The sequence below is a fragment of the Microvirga aerophila genome (genome assembly GCF_003332305.1).
GTDB lineage: Bacteria > Pseudomonadota > Alphaproteobacteria > Rhizobiales > Beijerinckiaceae > Microvirga > Microvirga aerophila.
Map to the genome: position 1 here is coordinate 89967 of NZ_QOIO01000016.1, position 22271 is coordinate 112237.

At 65.3% G+C, this 22271-nt stretch carries 22 protein-coding genes and 1 pseudogene; 9 read left to right on the plus strand and 14 right to left on the minus strand.

The annotated features are described in order from the left end of the window. Positions 1–91: 91 nt before the first annotated feature. On the minus strand, positions 92–1651 hold the full coding sequence (gene ffh, locus DRB19_RS11025) for a signal recognition particle protein (RefSeq protein ID WP_114186090.1): 1560 nt from the start codon (positions 1649–1651) through the stop codon (positions 92–94). Positions 1652–1653: 2 nt separating this feature from the next. Continuing rightward, complete coding sequence (locus DRB19_RS11030) at positions 1654–1869, minus strand: eL24 family ribosomal protein (protein WP_114186091.1); 216 nt, start codon at positions 1867–1869, stop codon at positions 1654–1656. A 352-nt stretch (positions 1870–2221) separates the two neighbouring features. On the opposite strand from DRB19_RS11030, the gene DRB19_RS11035 reads away from it, so the two are divergent. Continuing rightward, a complete protein-coding gene (locus tag DRB19_RS11035) occupies positions 2222–3292 on the plus strand; it encodes an MBL fold metallo-hydrolase (RefSeq protein ID WP_114186092.1) in 1071 nt (356 codons plus the stop codon). Positions 3293–3300: 8 nt separating this feature from the next. On the opposite strand, the gene DRB19_RS11040 is transcribed toward DRB19_RS11035, so the two are convergent. Beyond that, on the minus strand, positions 3301–4056 hold the full coding sequence (locus DRB19_RS11040) for a GyrI-like domain-containing protein (protein WP_114186093.1): 756 nt from the start codon (positions 4054–4056) through the stop codon (positions 3301–3303). 238 nt (positions 4057–4294) lie between these two features. On the opposite strand from DRB19_RS11040, the gene DRB19_RS11045 reads away from it, so the two are divergent. The 3 genes from DRB19_RS11045 to mtaB all read left to right on the plus strand — a co-directional run bounded on the left by DRB19_RS11045 (position 4295) and on the right by mtaB (position 7226). Then, positions 4295–5023: a sulfite exporter TauE/SafE family protein gene (locus DRB19_RS11045; protein ID WP_114186117.1), complete on the plus strand. Its 729-nt coding sequence runs from the start codon at positions 4295–4297 to the stop codon at positions 5021–5023. 65 nt (positions 5024–5088) lie between these two features. Then, positions 5089–5973 (plus strand): diaminopimelate epimerase, encoded by an 885-nt coding sequence (dapF, locus tag DRB19_RS11050; protein WP_114186094.1) that lies wholly within the window; start codon positions 5089–5091, stop codon positions 5971–5973. Then, positions 5973–7226: a tRNA (N(6)-L-threonylcarbamoyladenosine(37)-C(2))-methylthiotransferase MtaB gene (mtaB, locus tag DRB19_RS11055; protein ID WP_114186095.1), complete on the plus strand. Its 1254-nt coding sequence runs from the start codon at positions 5973–5975 to the stop codon at positions 7224–7226. Before dapF ends, mtaB begins: the two co-directional genes overlap by 1 nt. A gap of 40 nt (positions 7227–7266) precedes the next feature. Here mtaB and DRB19_RS11060 read toward each other — a convergent pair whose 3' ends face one another. After that, a complete protein-coding gene (locus DRB19_RS11060) occupies positions 7267–7974 on the minus strand; it encodes an RluA family pseudouridine synthase (protein ID WP_114186096.1) in 708 nt (235 codons plus the stop codon). 67 nt (positions 7975–8041) lie between these two features. Between DRB19_RS11060 and ftsY the strand changes: the two genes are divergently transcribed. After that, a complete protein-coding gene (ftsY, locus tag DRB19_RS11065; RefSeq protein WP_210207463.1) occupies positions 8042–9454 on the plus strand; it encodes a signal recognition particle-docking protein FtsY in 1413 nt (470 codons plus the stop codon). Continuing rightward, positions 9451–10065 (plus strand): septation protein A, encoded by a 615-nt coding sequence (locus tag DRB19_RS11070; RefSeq protein ID WP_114186098.1) that lies wholly within the window; start codon positions 9451–9453, stop codon positions 10063–10065. Before ftsY ends, DRB19_RS11070 begins: the two co-directional genes overlap by 4 nt. Before the next feature lie 168 nt (positions 10066–10233). Here the strand turns inward: DRB19_RS11070 and DRB19_RS11075 are convergent, their stop codons facing one another. Then, the gene (locus tag DRB19_RS11075; protein ID WP_114186099.1) at positions 10234–11592 is read right to left on the minus strand and encodes an adenylate/guanylate cyclase domain-containing protein; all 1359 of its coding nucleotides are present in this window, start codon (positions 11590–11592) and stop codon (positions 10234–10236) included. Positions 11593–11670: 78 nt separating this feature from the next. Between DRB19_RS11075 and DRB19_RS11080 the strand changes: the two genes are divergently transcribed. Next, the gene (locus DRB19_RS11080; RefSeq protein ID WP_373867390.1) at positions 11671–12147 is read left to right on the plus strand and encodes a YaiI/YqxD family protein; all 477 of its coding nucleotides are present in this window, start codon (positions 11671–11673) and stop codon (positions 12145–12147) included. Here DRB19_RS11080 and DRB19_RS29875 read toward each other — a convergent pair. The 4 genes from DRB19_RS29875 to DRB19_RS11095 form a co-directional block, all read right to left on the minus strand. Further along, a complete protein-coding gene (locus DRB19_RS29875) occupies positions 12116–12751 on the minus strand; it encodes a hypothetical protein (protein WP_147022013.1) in 636 nt (211 codons plus the stop codon). The genes DRB19_RS11080 and DRB19_RS29875 overlap by 32 nt on opposite strands. 61 nt (positions 12752–12812) lie before the next feature. After that, complete coding sequence (locus DRB19_RS11085) at positions 12813–13394, minus strand: DsbE family thiol:disulfide interchange protein (RefSeq protein WP_114186101.1); 582 nt, start codon at positions 13392–13394, stop codon at positions 12813–12815. Further along, on the minus strand, positions 13387–13542 hold the full coding sequence (gene ccmD, locus DRB19_RS11090) for a heme exporter protein CcmD (protein WP_114186102.1): 156 nt from the start codon (positions 13540–13542) through the stop codon (positions 13387–13389). Before ccmD ends, DRB19_RS11085 begins: the two co-directional genes overlap by 8 nt. Continuing rightward, positions 13542–14282 carry a heme ABC transporter permease gene (locus tag DRB19_RS11095; RefSeq protein ID WP_114186103.1) on the minus strand — a complete coding sequence of 247 codons (741 nt, stop codon included), beginning with the start codon at positions 14280–14282 and terminating at the stop codon, positions 13542–13544. The genes ccmD and DRB19_RS11095 overlap by 1 nt, the downstream gene beginning before the upstream one ends. Before the next feature lie 221 nt (positions 14283–14503). Between DRB19_RS11095 and DRB19_RS11100 the strand changes: the two genes are divergently transcribed. Next, complete coding sequence (locus tag DRB19_RS11100; protein WP_114186104.1) at positions 14504–15496, plus strand: M23 family metallopeptidase; 993 nt, start codon at positions 14504–14506, stop codon at positions 15494–15496. On the opposite strand, the gene DRB19_RS11105 is transcribed toward DRB19_RS11100, so the two are convergent. The 3 genes from DRB19_RS11105 to ccmA form a co-directional block, all read right to left on the minus strand. Beyond that, a complete protein-coding gene (locus DRB19_RS11105; protein WP_210207464.1) occupies positions 15493–15861 on the minus strand; it encodes a GNAT family N-acetyltransferase in 369 nt (122 codons plus the stop codon). The genes DRB19_RS11100 and DRB19_RS11105 overlap by 4 nt on opposite strands. A gap of 122 nt (positions 15862–15983) precedes the next feature. Then, complete coding sequence (gene ccmB, locus DRB19_RS11110; protein WP_114186105.1) at positions 15984–16652, minus strand: heme exporter protein CcmB; 669 nt, start codon at positions 16650–16652, stop codon at positions 15984–15986. Continuing rightward, positions 16649–17269 (minus strand): heme ABC exporter ATP-binding protein CcmA, encoded by a 621-nt coding sequence (gene ccmA, locus DRB19_RS11115; RefSeq protein ID WP_114186106.1) that lies wholly within the window; start codon positions 17267–17269, stop codon positions 16649–16651. Before ccmA ends, ccmB begins: the two co-directional genes overlap by 4 nt. A 222-nt stretch (positions 17270–17491) precedes the next feature. Here ccmA and acnA point away from each other — a divergent pair, with 222 nt between their 5' ends. Next, on the plus strand, positions 17492–20197 hold the full coding sequence (acnA, locus tag DRB19_RS11120) for an aconitate hydratase AcnA (protein ID WP_114186107.1): 2706 nt from the start codon (positions 17492–17494) through the stop codon (positions 20195–20197). 91 nt (positions 20198–20288) lie between these two features. Here acnA and DRB19_RS11125 read toward each other — a convergent pair whose 3' ends face one another. Next, a complete protein-coding gene (locus DRB19_RS11125) occupies positions 20289–21383 on the minus strand; it encodes a cadherin domain-containing protein (protein WP_162815651.1) in 1095 nt (364 codons plus the stop codon). A gap of 23 nt (positions 21384–21406) precedes the next feature. Next, a pseudogene (locus tag DRB19_RS31850) lies at positions 21407–22144 on the minus strand (calcium-binding protein); the annotation flags it as partial. Positions 22145–22271 lie beyond the last annotated feature (127 nt).

The following is a 22271-nucleotide window of genomic DNA, read 5'->3' on the forward strand; positions in this document are numbered from 1 at the left end:
AACCACCGCCGGCGCCAAACCTGGAACCACCGTGGTCATGGATCCCGGGCTGCGCTGCCGCGGTCCCGGGATGACGGCGAACTTTAAAAATTCACTTCTTCTTGCCTCCGAACGGGAAGCCGCCGATCCCGGGCAGACCCGGGATCTTGCCGCCGCCGAGGCCCGGAAGGCCCGGCACGCCCTTGGGCATCTGCGGCAGGCCGCCGCCGGCGCCGCCGGGGAAGTCGGGCAGCTTGCCGCCCATCTGCTTCTGCAGGGCCTCGATCTGCTCCGGGGTCGGCTGGGGCATGCCGCCCGCGCCGCCGCCAAGGCCGAACATCTTGCCGAGCGCGCCGGCCATGCCCTTGCCCTTGCCGCCGCCCATCACCCTCATGACGTCGGCCATCTGCCGGTGCATCTTGAGGAGCTTGTTGACCTCCTCGACCTTGGCGCCCGCGCCCGAGGCGATGCGCTTCTTGCGCGACGCCTTGAGGATGTCGGGATTGCGGCGCTCGGCCGGGGTCATGGAATCGATGATGGCGCGCTGGCGCTTGATGATGCGGTCGTCAATGTTGGCGTTTTCGAGCTGTGCCTTCATCTTGGCCACGCCCGGCAGCATGCCGAGCATGCCCCCGATGCCGCCGATCTTTTCCATTTGACTGAGCTGGTCGCGCAGGTCCTCGAGATCGAACTTGCCCTTGCGCATCTTGTCGGCCATGCGCTGGGCCTGCGCCTGGTCGAAGTTCTCGGCCGCCTTCTCGACGAGCGACACGATATCGCCCATGCCGAGGATGCGGTTGGCCACGCGCGAGGGGTGGAACTCCTCGAGCGCATCGACCTTCTCGCCCGTGCCGATGAGCTTGATCGGCTTGCCCGTCACAGCGCGCATGGAGAGCGCCGCCCCGCCGCGGGCATCGCCGTCCATGCGGGTGAGCACGATGCCGGTGACGCCCAACCGCTGATCGAAGGCGCGCGCGGTATTGACCGCGTCCTGGCCGGTGAGCGCATCGGCCACCAGCAGCACCTCGTGCGGGCCGGTGGCGGCCTTCACCTCGGCGGCCTCGGTCATCATGGCTTCGTCCACGGTGACGCGGCCGGCGGTGTCGAGCATCACTACGTCGTAACCGCCCAGGCGCGCCGCATCCATGGCGCGCCGGGCGATCTGCACGGCGGACTGGCCTGCCATGATGGGAAGCGTGTCGACGCCCACCTGCTTGCCGAGCACCGCCAGCTGCTCCATGGCGGCAGGCCGGCGAGTGTCGAGGGAGGCGAGCAGCACCCGGCGCTTGTCCCGGTCGGTCAGGCGCTTGGCGATCTTGGCCGTGGTGGTGGTCTTGCCAGAGCCCTGGAGGCCGACCATGAGGATCGGCACCGGCGGGGCGGCGTTGAGGTCGATGACCTCCGCATCGGCGCCCAGCATCTCGACGAGTTGGTCGTGAACGATCTTGACCACCTGCTGGCCGGGCGAGACCGATTTCACAACCTCGGCGCCGACCGCACGGGCCCGCACCTTATCGGTGAAGGAGCGCACCACCTCGAGGGCCACGTCCGCCTCGAGCAGGGCGCGTCGCACTTCGCGCAGGGCTGCGTTCACGTCCTCCTCGGTCAGCGCGCCGCGGCGCGTGAGACCATTGAGGATGTTGGAAAGTTTATCGGAAAGGCCCTCGAACATGATTATTCAATTCCTTTCGCGAGGAGCGGCACGTCGCGATCCGCGATGGCCTTGTCGAAATGAGCGGTGGCGGCCTCGAACTTGTCGCGGCAGCCCGGATTACAGAAGCCGACGACCTCGCCGCGATAGCGGGTGAGCGAATCCGCCGCGATCGGCTTTGCCGACCACGGGCAGGTCTCGTTGACCGCGTCTTCTATGCGCAAGGTGTCTTTCGACATTCGTTTCATCCTCTTCCGTCATGGCCGCACTTGGTTCACGGCCATCCACGTCTTTCAAGCTCAAGGGCAAAGGCGTGGACGACCGGGACAAGCCCGGTCATGACCCGTAGGGAAAGCTCCAAATGGAAGCGCGCCCGAGGGCGCATCGCGCTGTCGGGCGTTGACCTCCAGCCTCTCAGGGCTGGGCGGCGGCTCACATGGGCTCGCTCTACAGATTTACGGGCAGGACGTAAGAGTAAAACGCGGCGAAGTCAAGGAAAGAGCAAGCAATGAGGACTTGCAGGTTGGGCCCCGACCCTTGCCGATTGGATTTCGACACCCCACGCTTAAGGTCTCTCCGGGAAGATTTTTCATGAACCGCCGTACTCTTCTCAAAGCCTTGAGCCTCCCTGCCTTGGCCGCCGCCGGCACGTTCGGCTGGATCGCCGCCGCGCGGGCAAAGAACGCCTATTACGAGGGCCCGGTCTCGGATCATTTCGACGGGGTGCGGTTCTTCTCCCCCGGTCAGCCGCAGGACAAGGGGCTCACCGAGCTCCTGCGCTGGCAGCTCGGCGGGGGCCGCAAGGACTGGCCGGAGAGTTTTCCGAGCCCCTTTCGCGACAAGCCCCCGGCATCGGTGGAAGGCCTGCGTGTCGCGCTGATCGGCCACGCCTCCTTCTTGATTCAGGTGGCCGGCATCAACATCCTGACCGATCCGGTCTTCGCCGAGCGGGCAAGCCCCGTCTCCTTCGCGGGACCCAAGCGCGTCAACGAGCCAGGCATCGCCTTCGACGACCTGCCGCCGATCCACGTGGTGCTGATCACCCACAACCACTACGACCACCTCGATCTCGGCACGATCGACAGGCTGTGGCGGCGCAACCGTCCGCGCGTCATCGCGCCGCTCGGCAATGATGCGATCATCCGGGCCGAGTATCCCGACATCGCGGTCGAGACCCGGGACTGGGGCCAGTCCGTCGATCTCGGCGACGGCGTTACGGCCCATCTGGAGCCCGCCTATCACTGGTCGGCGCGGGGCATGAACGACCGGCGCATGGCGCTCTGGTGCGCCTATGTGCTCACCACGCCCGCAGGCGTCATCTACCACATCGGCGATACGGGCTTCGGCGACGGCCAGATCTTCCACCGGGTCAAGGAGCGCTTCGGCCAGCCTCGCCTCGCGCACCTGCCCATCGGGGCTTATGAGCCGCGCTGGTTCATGAAGCCCCAGCACATGAACCCGGACGACGCGGTGCGGGCGCTTACGATTCTCGGAGCCGAGCAGGCGCTGGGCCACCACTGGGGCACGTTCCGCCTCACCAACGAGGGTGTCGAGGAGCCGGTGCAGGAGTTGGAGACGGCGCTCAGGGCTGCGGATGTTTCACCTGAACGCTTCCGGGCGCTGCGGCCGGGAGAGGCTTGGGACGCCGCGCCTCAATCCTGAGGCGGCCCTTACTCCTTTGGCTGAACGTAGATGTTCACCTTGAGATTGGTGTCCTGTGCATCCGTGAGATCGGTTACGTATTCCTCGATGAACACATCCTTTGAGACGATGTCCTTCGCATCGAGATAGGCGGTAATCGTCTCATAGGTGCCGTCGATCTCGTCGTAGGCGTCCTCGTGGATGAAGCGGAAGGACTTGCCCTCGGGGGTCTTCCCGAATTTGATCTCAGGCGTGAGCTCGCTCTTTCCCTCAGGGGCCTGGGCGATGGGAATCATCGCCTCGTAGCGGAAGCCTGCGTCGTCCGTATGGACGAAGACCGTCAGCGGCCGGCCGGTGGGCGCGATGCCGGCTTTCTTGAGCTCGGTCTCGATCTTGGCGAAGGCGTTCTTCAGGTTGGTGAAACCATCATCCCATGTGCTCGTGCCCTGGAGCACCACGGTGGGCTTCGCTACGAGCACGCCCTCGTCCACGTTGGTGGGATCGCCCGGATTGGGAAACAGCGTCGAGCGTCCGGCCGCCACGGGAGCCGGAGCCGTTTGCGCCGGGGCGGGAGTCGCCGGGGTTTCAGCCTGGGGAGCAGGCGTGGGGCTCGGCACCTGAGCCTGCGGCGCGGGTTGATCGTTCGAGGGCGCCGGGGGCGTGACGGGAGCCGGCGCAGGCGTCTCTACGCCCGCCGGAGGCGCAGCAGGCGCGGGCGGCGTCTGCGCCAGGGCTAAAGCCGGAACGAAAGCGAGGAGGACGAACAGACAAGAAGGCACTCGCATGAAGAGCTCACCGGCGAATCAGGAGGGAGGTTGTTGTGTAACAGCATAGGAGGCTTTTTTCGGGGCCGCGAGATTGTCCTGTGCGGAATTCACGCAGCGCAACCGGCCGGCATTTGACCGGAAAGTGGGTGGCATGGAAAGTCCTGTTGAAACGGCCGCAATCCTTGCCGATCCTCGATCGCGGCAGGTCTTCAGGATGTTCCCGAAACAGCGTCAGGCCCAAGGCCGGTCAGGACAGATGGACGACTTTTTGATCTTCGCCTTGATCGGCTTCATGGCCCAGCTGGTGGATGGGGCGCTGGGAATGGCGTTCGGAGTCCTGTCGACCACGAGCCTGCTTGCCTTCGGTGTGCCGCCCGCCACCGCCAGCGCCGTCACCCACGTGACCGAGATCTTCACCACGGCGGCCTCCGGCACATCTCATATCGTCCACCGCAACGTGAACTGGCGCCTCGTGGCGCGCCTGGCTCCCGCCGGGATGATCGGCGGCGCGGCAGGCGCGTTCATCCTGTCCAACGTCGATGGCAAATTCATCGAGCCTTTCGTGTCGGCCTATCTGGCGGGCATCGGGTTCTACATCCTGTTCAAGGCCATCGGCCCCTTGTGGCCTCGCGAGGTCAAGGACCGGATCGTGCCCTGGATCGGAGCCGGTGGAGGCCTCCTGGACGCCATGGGCGGCGGCGGATGGGGCCCCATCGTGACCGGCTCGCTGATCGGGCGGGGCCACGCCCCCCGGCAGGTGATCGGCTCCACCAACCTGACGGAATTTCTCGTCACCAGCGTCATCTCGGCCACCTTCATCCTGTCCTTAGGGTGGTCGGAGCTGAGCTCGGCCTCCGGCCTGATCCTCGGCGGCGTGATCGCCGCGCCCCTGGGCGGGTTTCTGGTGAGCCGGATCCCGACGCGCCCTCTCATGATCGGGGTTGGGATCATCATCGTGGTGACCAGCATCCCGCGGATCTTCTAGGATTGCCGCGAAGGTCGCACGGCACCCCCCTCGCGGAACGGCTAGTTTTGGGCCATATAGCCCCCATGAGCGCCCTATCGAACAGCCGTTTCCTGAAGATGAACGGTCTCGGCAACGAGATCACCGTGCTTGACCTGCGCGGCACCTCCCTGCTGGTCAGCGCGGAGGAAGCGCGCGCCATCGCGGCCGATCCGCGTTCGCGCTTCGACCAGCTGATGGTGCTGCACGATCCGGTCACGCCCGGCACGGATGCCTTCATGCGCATCTACAACACGGACGGCTCGGAATCGGGCGCCTGCGGCAATGGCACCCGCTGCGTGGCCTGGGCCATGGTGGCGGACCCTGTCATGAGCCGCCTGGTCGGGAACGGCCTCGTGCTGGAAACGAAGGCAGGCCTTCTGCCGGTGGAGCGCGTCTCGGATACGGTGTTCACCGTCGACATGGGTCCGCCGCGCCTCGCCTGGAACGAAATCCCCCTTCGCGATCCCTATCCGGACACGCGAGCCATCGCGGTGGAAACCCGCCTTGCGGAAGCGCCCGAGCTTCAACGGCCGTCCGCGGTCAGCATGGGCAATCCGCACGCGATCTTCTGGGTCAAGGACGCGCAGGCCTATGACCTGAGGGCCATCGGTCCCAAGCTCGAGCACGACCCGGTATTTCCCGAGCGCGCCAACATTTCGCTCGCTCAAGTTGTCGATCCCGGACACGTGGTGCTGCGGGTCTGGGAGCGCGGCGCGGGCCTGACGCGCGCCTGCGGCTCCGCCGCCTGCGCCACTCTCGTAGCAGGCGTCCGCAAGGGCCTGACCGACCGGCGCGCCACCCTCTCGCTGCCTGGCGGCGATCTCCTGATCGAATGGCGCGAGACCGACGATCACGTGCTCATGACCGGGCCGACCGAGCTGGAGCATGAGGGCGCCTTCTCGCCCGCCCTGTTCAAGGGCGCTGCCTGATGGGAGTCGAAGTCGTCACCTTTGGCTGTCGGCTCAACATTGTCGAGTCCGAGACCATGCAGCGCCACGCGGAGGAGGCGGGGCTGGGTGACGTGGTCATCGTCAACACCTGCGCGGTGACGGCGGAGGCGACTCGGCAGGCGCGCCAGTCCATCCGCCGCATCGCCCGCGATAAGCCGGGCGCCCGCATTGTTGTGACGGGCTGCGCCGCGCAGGTGGAGCCCGAGACCTTCGCGGCCATGCCCGAGGTAGCCAAGGTTCTGGGCAACGACGACAAGATGAAGGCCCAGACCTGGGGCTCTCTGCGCGATTTCGGCATTGGCGTGAGCGAAAAGATCCTCGTCAACGACATCATGGCCGTAAAGGAAACCGCGCAGCATCTCATCGATGGCCTGCGCGGCCATACCCGCGCCTTCGTACAGGTGCAGAATGGCTGCGACCACCGCTGCACCTTCTGCATCATCCCGTATGGTCGGGGCAATTCCCGCTCGGTCCCCATGGGCGCGGTGGTCGATCAGGTGCGTACCCTCGTGGAACATGGCTCCCGGGAGGTGGTGCTGACCGGCGTCGACATCACGAGCTATGGCAAGGATTTACCAGGCGAGCCCAAGCTCGGCGCGCTAGTGAAAGGCATCCTGCGACATGTGCCCGAGCTGGAGCGGCTTCGCATATCGTCCATCGATTCGGTGGAGGCCGATGACGATCTTTTGGACTCCATCGCGGGCGAGCATCGGCTGATGCCGCACCTGCACCTCTCGCTGCAGGCCGGCGACGACATGATCCTCAAGCGCATGAAGCGCCGGCACCTGCGCGACGACGCGATCCGCTTCTGCGAGGAGGTGCGCCGTTTGCGTCCCGACATGGTGTTCGGCGCGGACATCATCGCGGGCTTTCCCACCGAGACCGAGGAGATGTTTTCCCGCTCCCTCGACATCGTCGAGGAATGCGGCCTGACGCATCTTCACGTCTTCCCCTTCTCGCCCCGTCCCGGCACCCCCGCCGCGCGCATGCCGCAGGTTTCCCGCGACGTAGTCAAGGACAGGGCGCGCCGCCTGCGTGAAAAGGGCGAAGCCGCGCTGGTGAAGCATCTCGATGCGGAGGTTGGCGCGCGCCGCAACGTGCTGATCGAACTGAACCAGATCGGCCGCACGGAAGCTTTTACGCCGGTTCGTTTCACATCGCCCGTGAAGCGCGGCGATCTGCGGCCCGTAACCATCGCCGGGCATAACGGGCGCGAGCTTTTGGCAGCGTGACGCTCTTACACCCTCTCCCGGATGGGAGAGGGCAAAACCCTCACCCCTGCCCTCTCCCATCCGGGAGAGGGAGGTCCATTCCGCAGGCCGCCACGCGCTCCCGCATATGCTCCGGCACGGGCGCCTCCACGGCGATCGGTGCCTTCTTCGGATAGAGCGGCACCGTCACGCTTCTGGCGTGCAGGTGGAGTCCCGGGCCGCCGAACCGGGGAGCGGTGCCGTAGATAGGATCGCCGAGGATCGGCCAGCCGGAGGCCTGGCAATGGACACGCAGCTGGTGGGTGCGCCCTGTGACGGGGCGCAGTTCGAGGAGCGTGAGGCCCTCGTTGCGTCCCAGCGCCCGCCATTTCGTCAGGGACGGCTGCCCCTTTGGGTCGACCTTCATCCACCAGCCGCGATCCGGCGATTTCGGCGCGAGGGCCAGATCAATCTCCCCCTCGTCCCCGGCTGGTCCGCCCTCGACCACGGCCCAGTAGACCTTGTCGACCTCGTTTTTCTTGAAAAGCTCGTTGAGCCGGGCGATGGCCTTGGGGTGGCGGCCTAGGATGAGACAGCCGGACGTGTCCTTGTCGAGGCGGTGCGCGGTTTCCGGGCGGCGCGGGAGGCCGAACCGCAGGGCGTCGAGATAATGGGTCAGGGTCTCGCCGCCTTTCGGCCCCGGATGCACCGGCAGACCGGCGGGTTTGTCGATCACGAGCATCAGGGCATCGCGATACAGCACCTTCGACACTATCTCTTCCGCATTCATGAAGCCTCGGCTATCGAGGCCGGACGCTCAAGGCAAGCAGCAAACAAGAGGCGAGACGGAAAAACCCATGGCAGAGACAAAGCCCGACAAGCCCGGATTCCTGTCCCGCCTCTTCGGACGCAAGGCCGAGCCTGCCCCGCTGGCAGAGCCGGCCCCGCTGGTCGAACCGACCGCGCCGATCGAGCAGGCCACACCGGCGGAGCAGCCCGCAAGCGCTGAACCTGCATCTGCGAGTGAGTCGGCCCCTCAGCCCGAGCAAGCTGCCCCGGCGGCGGTGCAGCGCGCCCATGGCGAGCCGGAGGCCATGCCCTCCCCGCCCGTGAGCGCGGCCGACGATCTGGTGGCCGCGCCTCCAACGGTGACGACTGCGTCTCCCGATACGCCTGACGAGCGCAAGACCCCGGTGGAGCTCGCCGGAGCCGATCTTCAGCCGATCGAAGGGCTTGATCCCGAGGGCGGTGGGCCGAAGGAGCCCATTCCACGACCCGCGCCCGAACCGGAGCCGACGCCTCCTCCTGCGGAGCCTCTCCCGGCCACAGCCGCGCCCTCCGAGAATCGCGGCTGGTGGCAGCGGCTTACCGAGGGCATGCGCCGCACCTCGTCGTCCCTGTCGGAGAGCGTCACAGGCCTGTTCACCAAGCGCAAGCTGGATGACGCGACCCTGGAGGAGCTGGAGGATGCGCTGATCCGAGCCGATCTCGGCGTGCCGACCGCCATGCGGATCACCGAGGCGATCTCGTCGGGCCGCTACAACAAGGAGGTTTCGCCCGCCGAGGTGAAGGCCATCCTGGCCGGCGAGGTAGAAAAGACCCTTGCGCCCGTTGCCCGCTCCCTCACCATCGACCGCGGGAAAAAGCCCTTCGTGATCCTCATGGTCGGCGTCAACGGCGCAGGAAAAACCACGACCATCGGCAAGTTGACTCAGAAGTTCCGCAGCCAGGGCCTGAAGGTGATGCTGGCCGCCGGCGACACCTTCCGGGCCGCCGCCATCGAACAGCTCAAAGTCTGGGGCGAACGCGTAGGCGCGCCGGTCATCACCCGACCGCAGGGGTCCGACGCGGCGGGCTTGGCGTTCGACGCGCTCCAGGAAGCCAGGGCCAACGGCACGGACGTGCTCCTCATCGACACCGCGGGCCGCCTCCAGAACAAGGCAGGCCTCATGGCCGAGCTGGAAAAGATCGTGCGCGTCCTGAAGAAGCAGGACGAGACCGCGCCCCACGCGACCCTTCTGGTGCTCGACGCCACCGTGGGCCAGAACGCACTGAGCCAAGTAGAGCTGTTCCAGAAGGTCGCCGGCATCACGGGCCTCGTCATGACCAAGCTCGACGGCACGGCGCGCGGCGGCATCCTGGTGGCGCTCGCGGCCAAGTTCGGCCTGCCGGTTCACTTCATCGGCGTGGGCGAAGGCGTGGACGATCTGGAGCCTTTTGCCGCCCGGGATTTCGCTCGGGCGATCGCCGGGCTAGAAGAGACCGCATGACACAACAAAAGCGCCTCCCGCCCCTCCTGAAGCTCGCCCTCGAACTCGGACCCCTGGTCCTGTTCTTCCTGACCAACGCCTATGCGGATCGGTTCGGATACGCGGACAACCAGCGCATCTATGCGGCCACGGGCCTCTTCGTGATCGCGACCCTTGCGGCGCTCACCGTGAACTATGCGCTGATCCGCAAGCTGCCGATCATGCCCATGGTGTCGGCCGTGGTGGTCGTGGTGTTCGGCGGGCTGACGCTGGCGCTGCAGAATGACGTGTTCATCAAGCTCAAGCCCACCATCGTGAACACGATGTTCGGCATCATCCTGCTCGGCGGCCTCTATTTCCGCAAGCCGCTCTTGGCCATCGTGCTCGACAGCATGTTCGAGCTGACGGAAGAGGGCTGGCGAAAGCTCACCTTCCGCTGGGCCCTGTTCTTCTTCGCGCTCGCGATTCTCAACGAGATCGTCTGGCGCACTCAGACCACGGATTTCTGGGTGAGCTTCAAGGTCTTCGGCATCATGCCGCTCACGATCCTCTTCGCGCTGGCCCAGACGCCGCTGCTGCTGCGCCACGACATGAGCAAGAAGGACGAGGAGACGGCCGGCAGCGGGGCTTGAGAGCCCGTCTCATCCCTCCGACCTCATCCCGAGGAAGGCCGTAGGGCCTGTCTCGAAGGATGTTCCAGAGAGCAATGGAAACACCCTCGTGCTTCGAGGCGGTTCGCCCCTCAGCATGAGGGCTGTGGAAGCCGATCCATCTTGAGCCGCACAGAGGGACGGCGCGACCTATTCGGCGGCGGCTTTCGGGTGTGGCCGCATCAGCACGATCTTGCGGGTGACGCCGCGAAGGGGCTCGTGCTCCACTTCGGCCCAGAACGCGTCCTCGCCCGCCGCCGTGATGGCGTCCCACGAGGCGAGCATGTCGCAATTGGCTGTTTTCGTCGCCTGCTCGATGCGGGCCGCCGTGTTGACGGTCTCCCCCAGCACGGTGAATTCCAGCCGGTCCTCGTCGCCCACCACGCCGCAGAACACCTCGCCCCGGTGAATGCCGATCCCGATCCGCACTGGCGGATCGAACTCGCGCTTGGCGTTCCACCGGTCGATGAGGTCGAGGAGGGTGCGGCCGCAGGCGAGCGCCCGTGCCGTGTCGTCGGGCTTTTCCGTCGGCACCCCGAACAGGATGAGCGCGCCGTCGCCGGTGAACTTGTCGATGATGCCCCCGTGCTTGGCGGCGGCCTGCAGCACCCGGCGGCGGAACGACGTGATGAAGATGGCGAGCCGGGTCGGGTCGATGTTCTCGCCGAAGCCGGACGATGCCCGGATGTCCACGAACATCAGCGTCACCGGGATGCGCCGTCCGGTGCGCAGGGACGTGAAGGCCCGCTCTGACAGGATGGGCGCAAGCTCGCGCGGCAGATAACGGGTGAGGTTGAGCCGCAGGGTGGTCTCCCGCACGGCGCGCTCGAGCATGAGCCGGCCCTGACGCACCACGAGGTACAGGATCAGCGACACGGTCAGCACCATGACGATGCGCACCATGTTGGTCTGCCAGGTGAAGGCTCCGAGCATGCCGGAGATGTGCTGTCTCACTTCGTCGGGGCTGGGCTCGCCTCCCGAAAAGGCGATGATCGAGAGCCCGATCACATAAACCCCACCCACGAAGGCCTGCAGTCGCGGCTGGTAGTGGATCGCCGTCGCCGCCATGATGATGGGCATCACCCAGACCACCGGATACACGGCGAACAGGCTGCCGGGGATGTCCAAACTCCAGCGGTTGAACGCCAGGGTGCCCAGGATCAGCAGAGCGTCGAGAACCGCCGTGATGGCCGGCAATTTATCGACGAACATGCGCCGGGACGCCATCCAGGTGGTGGCCCATCCCACCGCGCCGAACACCAGCAGGGCGGCTTTCGCGGCCTGAATCTGCTTCAACGCGAACGGACTCGTGATCGTGTCGCTGAGCTGCACCGCCAGAACGGCCAGGAACAGAATGGCCGCAATGGCGATTCGCGCCTGGCCGGCCCGCCGCAGGGCCGCTATGTCCGCCTCGCGGATGAGGCGATGCGTGGCGTCGCTGATCAGATATCGGGACCGCAATTGGCGGATCGACGTCAGGGCGGTTGACAGGCGGGGGCGAAGGAGCACGGGTTCTTTTCGCGTTGGAGCCGGTTTAAAGAAGGCGGGACGAAGCCCGCGCCGAAAGATGTAATATCGATGACCGTGATGTCTCAAGCCATCGAAATCTACGTGGACGCCGATGCCTGCCCGGTCAAAGCCGAGGTGTACCGGGTGGCGGAGCGCCACCGGGTCAAGGTTTTCGTGGTGGCCAACAGCTTCATGGCGGTTCCAAACGATCCCCTGATCGAGCGCGTGGTGGTGAGCGCCGGCTTCGACGCGGCCGACGACTGGATCGCCGAGCGGGCAAAGCGGGGCTGCATTGTCATCACGGCCGACATTCCCCTGGCCCACCGCTGCGTGAGCGCGGGCGCGGACGTGATCGGCCCCACGGGCCGCCCCTTCACGGAAGCCTCCATCGGCATGGCGCTCGCCACCCGCAACCTCATGGAGGACCTGCGCGCCATGGGCGACGTGTCAGGCGGCCCGAAGCCGTTCTCGGCCAAGGACCGTTCGGCCTTTCTCTCCGCGCTCGATCTGGCGATCGTGCGGCTCAAGCGGGCGGGGTTTGGTCAACCTGAATAGATGATGCTTGGGAAACCCCAATCCAGAGATCAGGCCGGTAGTATCTAATCGCGCTCAGAATTTCTGAGTGGGGTGCTTTGAAGAAGGCTCTCGTGTAGAGAAACATGACTCGTTCACCAGCAATCCAGCGGATGAGCCAGTGCGCTTCTCGTTGTTGTTCATAAATGCGAATGGCAACACGGCTCACATCAATACAAAACAGATCGGACCATGGCATGCTGCAATAGCCGAGTTCATCCAAGCCGCTAATGCCTTCCGGACCAATCGCCAGATCTGGCACATTATCGAATGCGTGCCGAATTCGGTGGAATCCCAATCGAATGAAGTAGCCAACGAATCCGAACAACAGCGGCACCCGAGCCCAGACCGGAAGAATGGTAACCAGTAGCAAGAGCAGAGCTCCCTTTCCGGAGCCATAAGCGTGATAACTTCCCTTCTTTGACGGAAAATTCGGGTCCAGCGCCAACCATGTCAGCCACAGGAACATAGCAGCCATAAAGCCGAACGCGAAGGGAGCTACCGTTAGGGCACGAAAGCGACATAGATGATATTCTTGAACTGGCTCGTTGCCAGGATCAGCGTCATGCGATGTGGAACAGGGCATCAGTGAGTCTCTATTAAGATTCACTGTAACATCGTTATATTTATCCCATTATTCCCGAATTTCATTTTGCCAATACGGCGTGGAGCTTCTCCCTCAACGCCGGCAGCGTCTCCGGCGTCAGCGGGCCGATATGCTTGTGGCGGATCATCCCGTCCGGGCCGACGATGAAGGTCTCGGGCACGCCGTAGACGCCCCAATCGATGGAGGCGCGGCCGTTGGAATCGGCGCCGACAGCCGCGAAAGGATTGCCGTAGGTGCCTAGAAAACGCCGGGCGTTGTCGGGATCGTCCTTCTGGTTGATGCCGACCAGCCGGATCGACGGGTCCTTGGCGAGATCGACCAGGAGCGGATGCTCCTGGCGGCAGGGGGCGCACCAGGACGCCCATACGTTCACCACCGTGACCTTGCCCTTGAGGTCCTCGGTCGAGAAGCCCGGCACCGGCTTGCCGCCGGCCACGAGTCCCTCCAGCGGCGGCAGCGCGAAGGCGGGCGCGGGCTTGTTGAGGAGCGCGGAGGGCACCCGGGAGGGGTCGTCGCCTCCGAGCCGCACCACGAAGAGCCCCGCCAGCACCACGAAGACGATGACGGGCAGCAGGAACAGGACGCGGCTGCGGGTCGGTGCCTGGACGCCTGCCTCAGCCACGACGCGACCTCCGGCCGACGCCCCGCGCCTCGAGCTCTGCGAGAGCCCTGGTCTGGATGCGATGGTCGATGACCGCGCGCAGGATCAGGCCGGCGACCACCAGAGCGGTGACCGCGTAAGAGGTGACGATGAAGAAACCGTGGGTCATCAGGCGGCCTGTGCGTCGAGGCGCTCGGCCTCCAAGATGGTGAGGGTGCGCACCCGGCGGCGCAGAATTTCGGTGCGCATGCCCGAGAGATGCAGCGACACGCCAATGAGCGTGAAGGCCACGGCCATCACCAGGAGCGGAACCAGCATGGAGGAATGGATCGTCGGCCCGCCGAGGCGGAACACGGAGGCCGGCTGGTGCAGGGTGTTCCACCAATCGACCGAGAACTTCACGATTGGCACGTTGACGGCCCCCACCAGGGTGAGGATCGATACCGCACGCGCCGCGCGGTTCGGCTCCTCGATGGCGCGCCAGAGCGCCAGGATTCCCGCATAGATGAGAAACATCACCAGCATGGAGGTAAGCCGAGCGTCCCACTGCCAATAGGTGCCCCACATGGGCTTGCCCCAGAGCGAGCCGGTCACGAGGCAGATCAGCGTGAAGGCGGCCCCGATGGGAGCGGCGGCCTTCTGCGACACATCCGCCAGGGGATGGCGCCAGACTAGGGTGCCCAGCGCCGACGCCGCCATGGTCACGTAGAAGAACAGGGACAGCCACGCGGCCGGGACATGGAGATACATGATCTTGACCGTCTCGCCCTGCTGATAGTCAGCAGGCGCCACGAACCAGACCATGGCGAGGCCGATTCCGAGAAGAACCACCGACGCGCCGATGAGCCAGGGCAGCAGGCGGCCGCTGAAGCTCATGAAACGGGTCGGGTTGGCAAGGTCGAGGATCATGGATGTCGATTTAGCGGTCTCAAGGCCCGCCTGCAACGCACGGATAGCCACAGGCTGAATAACGATTTCGCTAAGTCGGAGGGCGTCGCATCCGGGAGACCCTTCGACGATCCGGCATTCGGACGTGGCACCCCGGGTGTTCCATCGCGTTCGGCGGAACGGCTGGCCTATCATCCGGCGCGGAAAGCTGCGTATCATCCGCACCATTGGATGGAGTTGCCATGAGTTTCAGGCTTAGCCTTCTGGCCTTCGCGGCCGCCGCTTTGCCCTTGGGCGCTTCAGCGCAGGACATCTCCTTGCGACTGCCGGTCGCCTGCGAAATCGGCCGCACCTGCTTCATCCAGCATTACGTGGATCGGGACCCCGGACCGGCGGCTCAGGACTATCAATGCGGCACGCTCACCTACGAGGGCCATAACGGCACCGATATCCGGGTTCCCACAACAGCGGCCCAAAGGGCGGGTGTGGACGTTGTCGCGGCCGCCGACGGCAAGGTGCTGAGAACCCGCGACAGCGTCGAGGACGTGTCCATTGCGGACCGGGGCCGCGCGAGCGTCCAGAACACCGAATGCGGCAACGGCGCAGTAGTCGATCACGGCCAGGGATGGGAAACGCAATACTGCCACATGGCGAAGGGCAGCTTGGCCGTGAAGCCAGGCGACTCCGTGAAGGCCGGGGACCGGATCGGTCGGATCGGGCTGTCGGGCATGACCGAGTTTCCGCATCTCCACTTCACGGTGCGCCGGGACGGCAAGGTGGTCGATCCCTTTGCGGCCGGGGCCCCCGACAAATCCTGCAGCGGCGGCACGCCCCTGTGGGATCAGGCCACCAGACAGGCGCTGGCCTATCAGGCGGGCAGCGTCCTCAACAAGGGCTTCGCGACGGGTCCCGTGTCGATGGAGGCGATCGAGACAGGCGCGGCCGGGCGGGAGGCCCCCACCACCCAGTCTTCCGCGCTGGTGGCCTATGTGCGCGCCATAGGCCTCAAGGGCGGCGACGTACAGACCCTGACCCTGTTCGATCCGGACGGAAAGCCCATCGCCCAGAACAAGGCTCCGCCGCTCGACCGCGACAAGGCCCAGTGGATGGCCTTCGCCGGAATCAAACGGCCCGCCGAGGGCTTTCAGCCCGGCCTATACCGGGCCGTATATCGGGTCGAACGGGACGGCAGGCCTGCGATCGAGCAGGCGTTCGGGATGAACTTGAGGCCTTAGTCTCCCCTATAGGCCTCAATCGTCCGCATGCCGTGCTGGCCATAGAGGCGGACCGCGCCCGTGGGGTTGTCAGCCTCCACCTTCAGGTCAAGACACTTCGCACCGCGCTCCCGGAAGGCCTGGAATACGGTGAGAAGCAGCGCCGAACCCAATTCGCGCTTTCGAAAGGCGGGGCTTACGGCAAGATCCTTGAGGAAGGCGCTCGTCCAGCATTGCGCGACACCAATGATTTGGTCCTGGTCGTCGACCGCGATGAAGCAGAGGGCCGGATCGTACTCGGCGTCGCTCTTCAAGCCGCGCCACCAGACCCGGAAGGGATCCACGGCACCGCCGCCGGCGCAGGCCTCGTCCAGAAGCGCGTGCACCTGTTTTGCATGCCGCTCCGGCTCAAAAGCCGTGAGCCGCGCTCCCTCGGGCCAGACCAGCGGCGGGACCGGGTCGGCGAGGGAGCGGCGCAGGCGAAGAACAGGTTGTTTCGTCAGTGTCCCTACTCCCCCGACCGCAGCGCCGCCGCAGCGCCCACCGTGCCGACCACGGCGGCGAAGAGCGAGAGCGCCACGAGGATCAGGAACGGCGTCGCAAACGGCACGGTGCCGCCCAACGCCGCGTTGGCGGCCGAGACCCCGAAGATCAGGGTCGGGATCATGAAGGGCAACACTAGAATCGCCAGGATCAGCCCGCCGCGCCGCAAGGAGGCGGTGAGCGCTGCCCCCACGGCCCCGACGAAGGTGAGCGCCGGGGTGCCGACCAGGAGGGTCGCGACCATCGCGCCTATGGCCTCCGGCGAGAGGGCCACGAGGAGGCCGAGGAACGGAGCCGCAATCGCCAGCGGCAATCCGGTGACGAGCCAATGAGCCGTCACCTTCGCGACCACCACCACCTCCATGGGCACGGGGGCGAGGCGCAGCAGGTCGAGCGACCCGTCTTCCTGATCGGCCTGGAACAGCCGGTCGAGCCCGATCAGGGTCGCGAGCAGGGCCGCGATCCACAGGATGGCCGGGCCGATCCGCGACAGGAGGTTGAGGTCGGGCCCGAGCGCGAAGGGCATGAGGGTCACAATAGCGAGAAAGAAGACCAACCCCATCATGCCCGAGCCGCCCACACGGGCGGCGAGCTTGAGGTCGCGAATCAGGAGCGCCCTGAAGGAGCGGATCATGCCGGGCGCTCCGCGGGTGTGGGGCGCTCGATCCGGATTTCCTTCGCGTCCCGCAAGGGCAGCGGCGAATGAGTCGTGGCGATCACCAAGCCGCCGCCCTCCCGATGCTGCTCCATCATTTTCCGGAGGGTTTCCTGGGAGGCCGTGTCCAGCGCCGCGGTCGGCTCGTCGAGGAGCCATAAGGGTCGGTGGGCGACCAGCAGGCGGGCGATCGCGATGCGGCGGCGCTGGCCGGCGGACAGATAGGCCACGGGAAGAGCCGCCGCATGGGCGAGCCCGACTGCCTCCAGGGCGTCCGGCGGCGACAGGGCCGGGCTGCCGAGGAAATCGCGGGCGAATTCCAGGTTCTCGCGGGCGGTAAGCGCCGATTTCAGGGCGTCCCGGTGGCCCACGTAATGCAGGCTTTCGGGCAGTGTTCTGTCACCGGCTTCGAAGACCCGGACGGCGCCTGCGGCGGGCGTGAGCCAGCCGGCCAGAAGGTCGAGGAGCGTCGACTTTCCGGCCCCGTTGCGGCCCGTGACCAGGAGCGCCTCCCCGGGCCCGAGCGCGAAGGACAGATCGCTGAAGATCCGGCGCTCCCCCCGGATGCAGGCCAGATTCTCGACATCCAGACGCAAAACTTTGAGACCCCTGCCCTAAACGCACCCCAGAATGGTTCTAAACCGTGTAGCCGGGCCGATGGAAATGATCTATAGCACCCCTGGCTGCGCCGCGCGCCAAGGCGTCCAATCCGCCTCGCGCGCTTCTTTACCCTATCCGGGCGCCCCCGGAGCGGCGCGCGCTTATCGCGCTTTCGGCCGAACAGACAGTTCGTAACCCAATGCACGCGAGGATTCGCCGTGACGCTTCCCAATAGCTTCAATGCCCTCCAGACCCTTCAGGTGGGCGACAAGACTTACACCTACTACTCTCTCGCCGAGGCCGAAAAGAATGGCCTCAAGGGCATCTCGAAGCTCCCCTTCTCCATGAAGGTGCTGCTCGAGAACCTGCTCCGCTACGAGGATGGCCGCACGGTCACCAAGGCCGACATCCAGGCTGTGGCCGAGTGGCTCGACAACCGGGGCAAGGCCGAGAAGGAAATCGCCTACCGTCCCGCCCGCGTCCTCATGCAGGACTTCACGGGCGTGCCGGCGGTGGTGGACCTCGCGGCCATGCGCGACGCCATGAAGAACCTCGGCGGCGACCCGCGCAAGATCAACCCGCTGGTGCCCGTCGACCTGGTCATCGACCACTCGGTGATCGTGGACGAGTTCGGCACTCCCCGCGCCTTCGACCGCAACGTGGAGCTCGAATACGAGCGCAACGGCGAGCGCTACCGCTTCCTCAAGTGGGGCCAGACCGCGTTCGAGAACTTCTCCGTCGTGCCCCCGGGCACCGGCATCTGCCACCAGGTGAACCTGGAGTTCCTGTCGCAGACGGTCTGGACCCGCAAGGACATCGCGAGCGGCACCGAGATCGCCTATCCGGACACCCTGGTGGGCACCGATTCGCACACCACTATGGTCAACGGCCTCGCGGTCCTCGGCTGGGGCGTGGGCGGCATCGAGGCTGAGGCCGCCATGCTGGGCCAGCCGGTCTCCATGCTCATCCCCGAGGTCATCGGCTTCAAGCTCACGGGCAAGCTGAAGGAAGGCGTGACCGCCACCGACCTGGTGCTCACCGTCACCCAGATGCTGCGCAAGAAGGGCGTGGTCGGCAAGTTCGTGGAATTCTATGGCCCCGGCCTCACCGACATGACCGTGGCGGACCGTTCCACCATCGGCAACATGGCGCCCGAATACGGCGCGACCTGCGGCTTCTTCCCCATCGACCAGCGCACGGTCGAATACCTCACGACCACGAGCCGCACGGCCGAGCGCGTCGCTCTCGTCGAGGCTTACGCCAAGGCGCAGGGCATGTGGCGCACGGCCGACACTCCGGACCCGGTCTTCACCGACACGCTGGAGCTCGAACTCGCCGACGTGGTGCCGTCCCTTGCGGGACCGAAGCGCCCGCAGGACCGCGTGACTCTCGACACCGCCAAGCCCGAATTCGTCGGCGCCATGGAGAAGGAGTTCCGCAAGGCCCAGGAGCTCGGCAAGCGCGTGAAGGTGGACGACGCCAACTACGATCTCGGCCACGGCGACGTGGTGATCGCGGCGATCACCTCCTGCACCAACACGTCGAACCCCAGCGTGATGATCGGCGCAGGCCTGCTTGCCCGCAACGCGGTCAGGAAGGGCCTCAAGACCAAGCCGTGGGTGAAGACCTCCCTGGCGCCCGGATCGCAGATCGTGGCCGAGTACTTCGCCAAGGCCGACCTGCAGAAGGACCTCGACGCGCTCGGCTTCAACCTGGTGGGCTTCGGCTGCACCACCTGCATCGGCAATTCGGGCCCGCTGCCGGAGAACGTCTCGAAGGCGATCAACGACAACGACCTCGTGGCCGTGTCGGTGCTCTCGGGCAACCGCAACTTCGAGGGCCGCGTGAACCCGGACGTGCGGGCGAACTACCTCGCCTCTCCCCCGCTGGTGGTCGCCTATGCGCTCGCCGGCTCCATGCTGGTGGACCTGGCCACTGAGCCCCTGGGCATGGGATCGGACGGGAAGCCGGTCTACCTCAAGGACATCTGGCCGTCCTCCGCCGAGGTGCAGGATTTCATCGACCGCACGATCACCAGCGAGCTGTTCAAGACTCGCTACGCGGACGTGTTCACGGGCGACGAGAACTGGCGCAAGGTCACGTTCGAGCCGGGCCTCACCTATGAGTGGCCCCCCGGTTCGACCTATGTGCAGAACCCGCCTTACTTCGAGGGCATGACCAAGGATCCCAAGCCCGTCACGGACATCGTGAACGCGCGCATCCTCGGCCTGTTCCAGGACTCGATCACCACCGACCACATCTCGCCCGCCGGCAACATCCGGGCCAACTCGCCCGCCGGTGAATACCTGCAGTCGCATCAGGTGCGCGTCGCCGACTTCAACCAGTACGGCACCCGTCGCGGCAACCACGAGGTCATGATGCGCGGCACCTTTGCCAACATCCGCATCAAGAACCAGATGGTGAAGGACGAGAGCGGCCACGTGGTCGAGGGCGGCTACACCATTCACCACCCCTCGGGCGAGCGGATGTTCATATACGACGCCGCCATGCGCTACCAGGAAGAGGGCGTTCCGCTCGTGGTCCTGGCCGGCAAGGAATACGGCACCGGCTCGTCCCGCGACTGGGCCGCGAAGGGCACTAACCTGCTCGGCGTTCGCGCCGTGGTGGCCGAGAGCTTCGAGCGCATCCACCGCTCGAACCTGGTCGGCATGGGCGTTGCTCCCTTCGTGTTCGAGGGCGACACCTCCTGGGCGTCGCTGGGCCTCAAGGGCGACGAGACGGTGACGATCCGGGGCCTCGCCCAGGACCTGAAGCCCCGTCAGCGCATGGAGCTGGAAATCACCTCCGCGTCCGGCTCGGTGCAGCGCGTTCCGGTGGTGTGCCGGATCGATACGCTCGACGAGCTGGAATACTTCCGCAACGGCGGCATCCTGCACTACGTGCTGCGCCAGCTCGCGGCGTAAGCCGACAACAAAACGCCCGCTCTTCGGTGAGGAGCGGGCGCTCAGGACCGAAAGCGGGGCGATCCACAAGGATCGCCCCGCTTTCGTTTTGTCAGATGAGGAAGAAGTCGTCCTTGGTCAGGCGCGCCTTGTTGGAGACCTTGGCGATCTCCACCGCACCGCCCGCGGCCGAGCCGTTGCTGTCGTAGTACAGCTCACCCTTGCTCTTGTTGTAGACCAGGTAGTCGTTGGCGTCCTTGGCCTTGTCATAGGCGAAGTTCTGCGCCTTCACCTTGGTCGGATTGCCCTCTGAGCCGCTGCGGCCGAGCTTGGAGAAGATGCGGTTCTCGAGCCAGATCGCGTCGTCGGCCACATTGAAGTCGGTGATCGTGTCCATGTGGGACTTGCTGGCCCTCGTGTCGAACACGAACTTGTCCTGGCCCGTGCCACCGGTGAGCGCGTCCTTGCCGCCACCGCCCCAGAGCTGGTCGTTGCCGTTCAGGCCCACGAGGGTGTTGCGGCCCGAGGTGCCGCGCAGCACCAGGTGCTCGGCCACGTCGGTGGCCGTGACCGTGAAGGTGCGGGTGGTGGCCGCTCCGTAAGCGTCCGTCACCGTCACGTCCACCGCGTACTGCGCCTTGGCCTCATGGTCGAGCGGGCGGGCGAGCACAAGATAGTCGCCGCTGAGCGCAAAGGCGCCGTCCGGGTTCGAGGTCAGGCTGTAGCTGAGGCCGTCGCCATCCGCATCGGAGGCCAAGAGGCGACCCACCACCGTAAAGGCTGGGGCGTTCTCAGCCACGCTGGCGCTGGAGAGCGACAGGCTAGCAGGCGTGGCGTTGACCACGGCCACGGTCTGGTCGCTGAACTTGGCGAAGCGGATGTCCTTGAGGGTGTCGGAGCCGTCCTGATTGGCGCGGCGGTCGGTAACGGTGATGGTGCCGTCGGGGTTGGTGACGATGTCGTAGTTGGCGCGGGCGCCGGAGAACACGGCCGTGTCCGTGCCTGCGCCGCCTTCCAGCGTGTCGTCGCCTTTGCCGCCCGTGAAGGTGTTGGCCTCGGCATTGCCGATGAAGGTGTCGTTATAAGAGGTGCCGACCAGCGCCTCGATGCTGATGTAGGTGTCCGCGCCGTAGGTGTTGCGCGCATCGGCCGAGTTCGCCATGTTGACGAACACGGCTTCTTCACTTTCCTCTGCGTCGGTAAACAAGACGGTATCGAAACGGTATCGAACCCGTCACCGCCGCTCAGGATGTCATTGCCGTAACCGCCATCGAGCGTGTCATTACCATCACCGCCAAGAAGAGAGTCGGCTCCACTACCACTGTAGAGATGATCATTCCCCCGCCCGCCGTCCAACGTGTCAGTACCGAAGCGCGTTGTGAAAACATTATCAACATCGTTGCCGATGAAACTCGTACGGGCGCCGCCAGCCCCATTTATAGCAAGGTTTTCGATATTGCGGAGTGTTTCCAAACCCCCGCCTGTCTGCTGCTGACCAGTAAGGCGCAGATCGACTGTTAGGTTGGACTCGCCGCTGAACTTGGCAGTATCTAGTCCTGCTCCGCCATCGATAAAGTCGTCTCCTCCGCCACCATAAAAGGTTTCTGCGCCCGACCCGCCATAAGCTTTGTCGTTAAGTGATCCAAGCGAGATTGTTCCGCTTATAGTGCCGCTCCGTCCGTCATACAGACTGGCAGCTGCACTTGCCGTTAGGTCGACGTGACCAATAACTGAGCCGTTGTTGATGATTATACTTGAACCTGCCCAGCTCCGAACCGACCCTATTATGAGACCGTCATTATAGAGCGTAAACATACTGTCTGGAGTGCTCGCTGCGACGTCAATGCCTTGCGGATTAGCAGTTAAGTTAGTGCTTTCGATAACACCCATGTTCTGTACAATGGTGCTACCCGTAGCGCTGATGCCTGTCGCCCCTCGAATATTTCCTGTTTCCCCAATGGCGATCATCCCCCCGGCAGCCAATTTGACTGCGCTATATCCCCCTGCATCACTCTGTATTAGGCCGTGTGGACGGATCGAGATGAGTAATGGGTGAGTGGATTCCCAAATCAGTCCTGCGATGGTTCATGGCAGG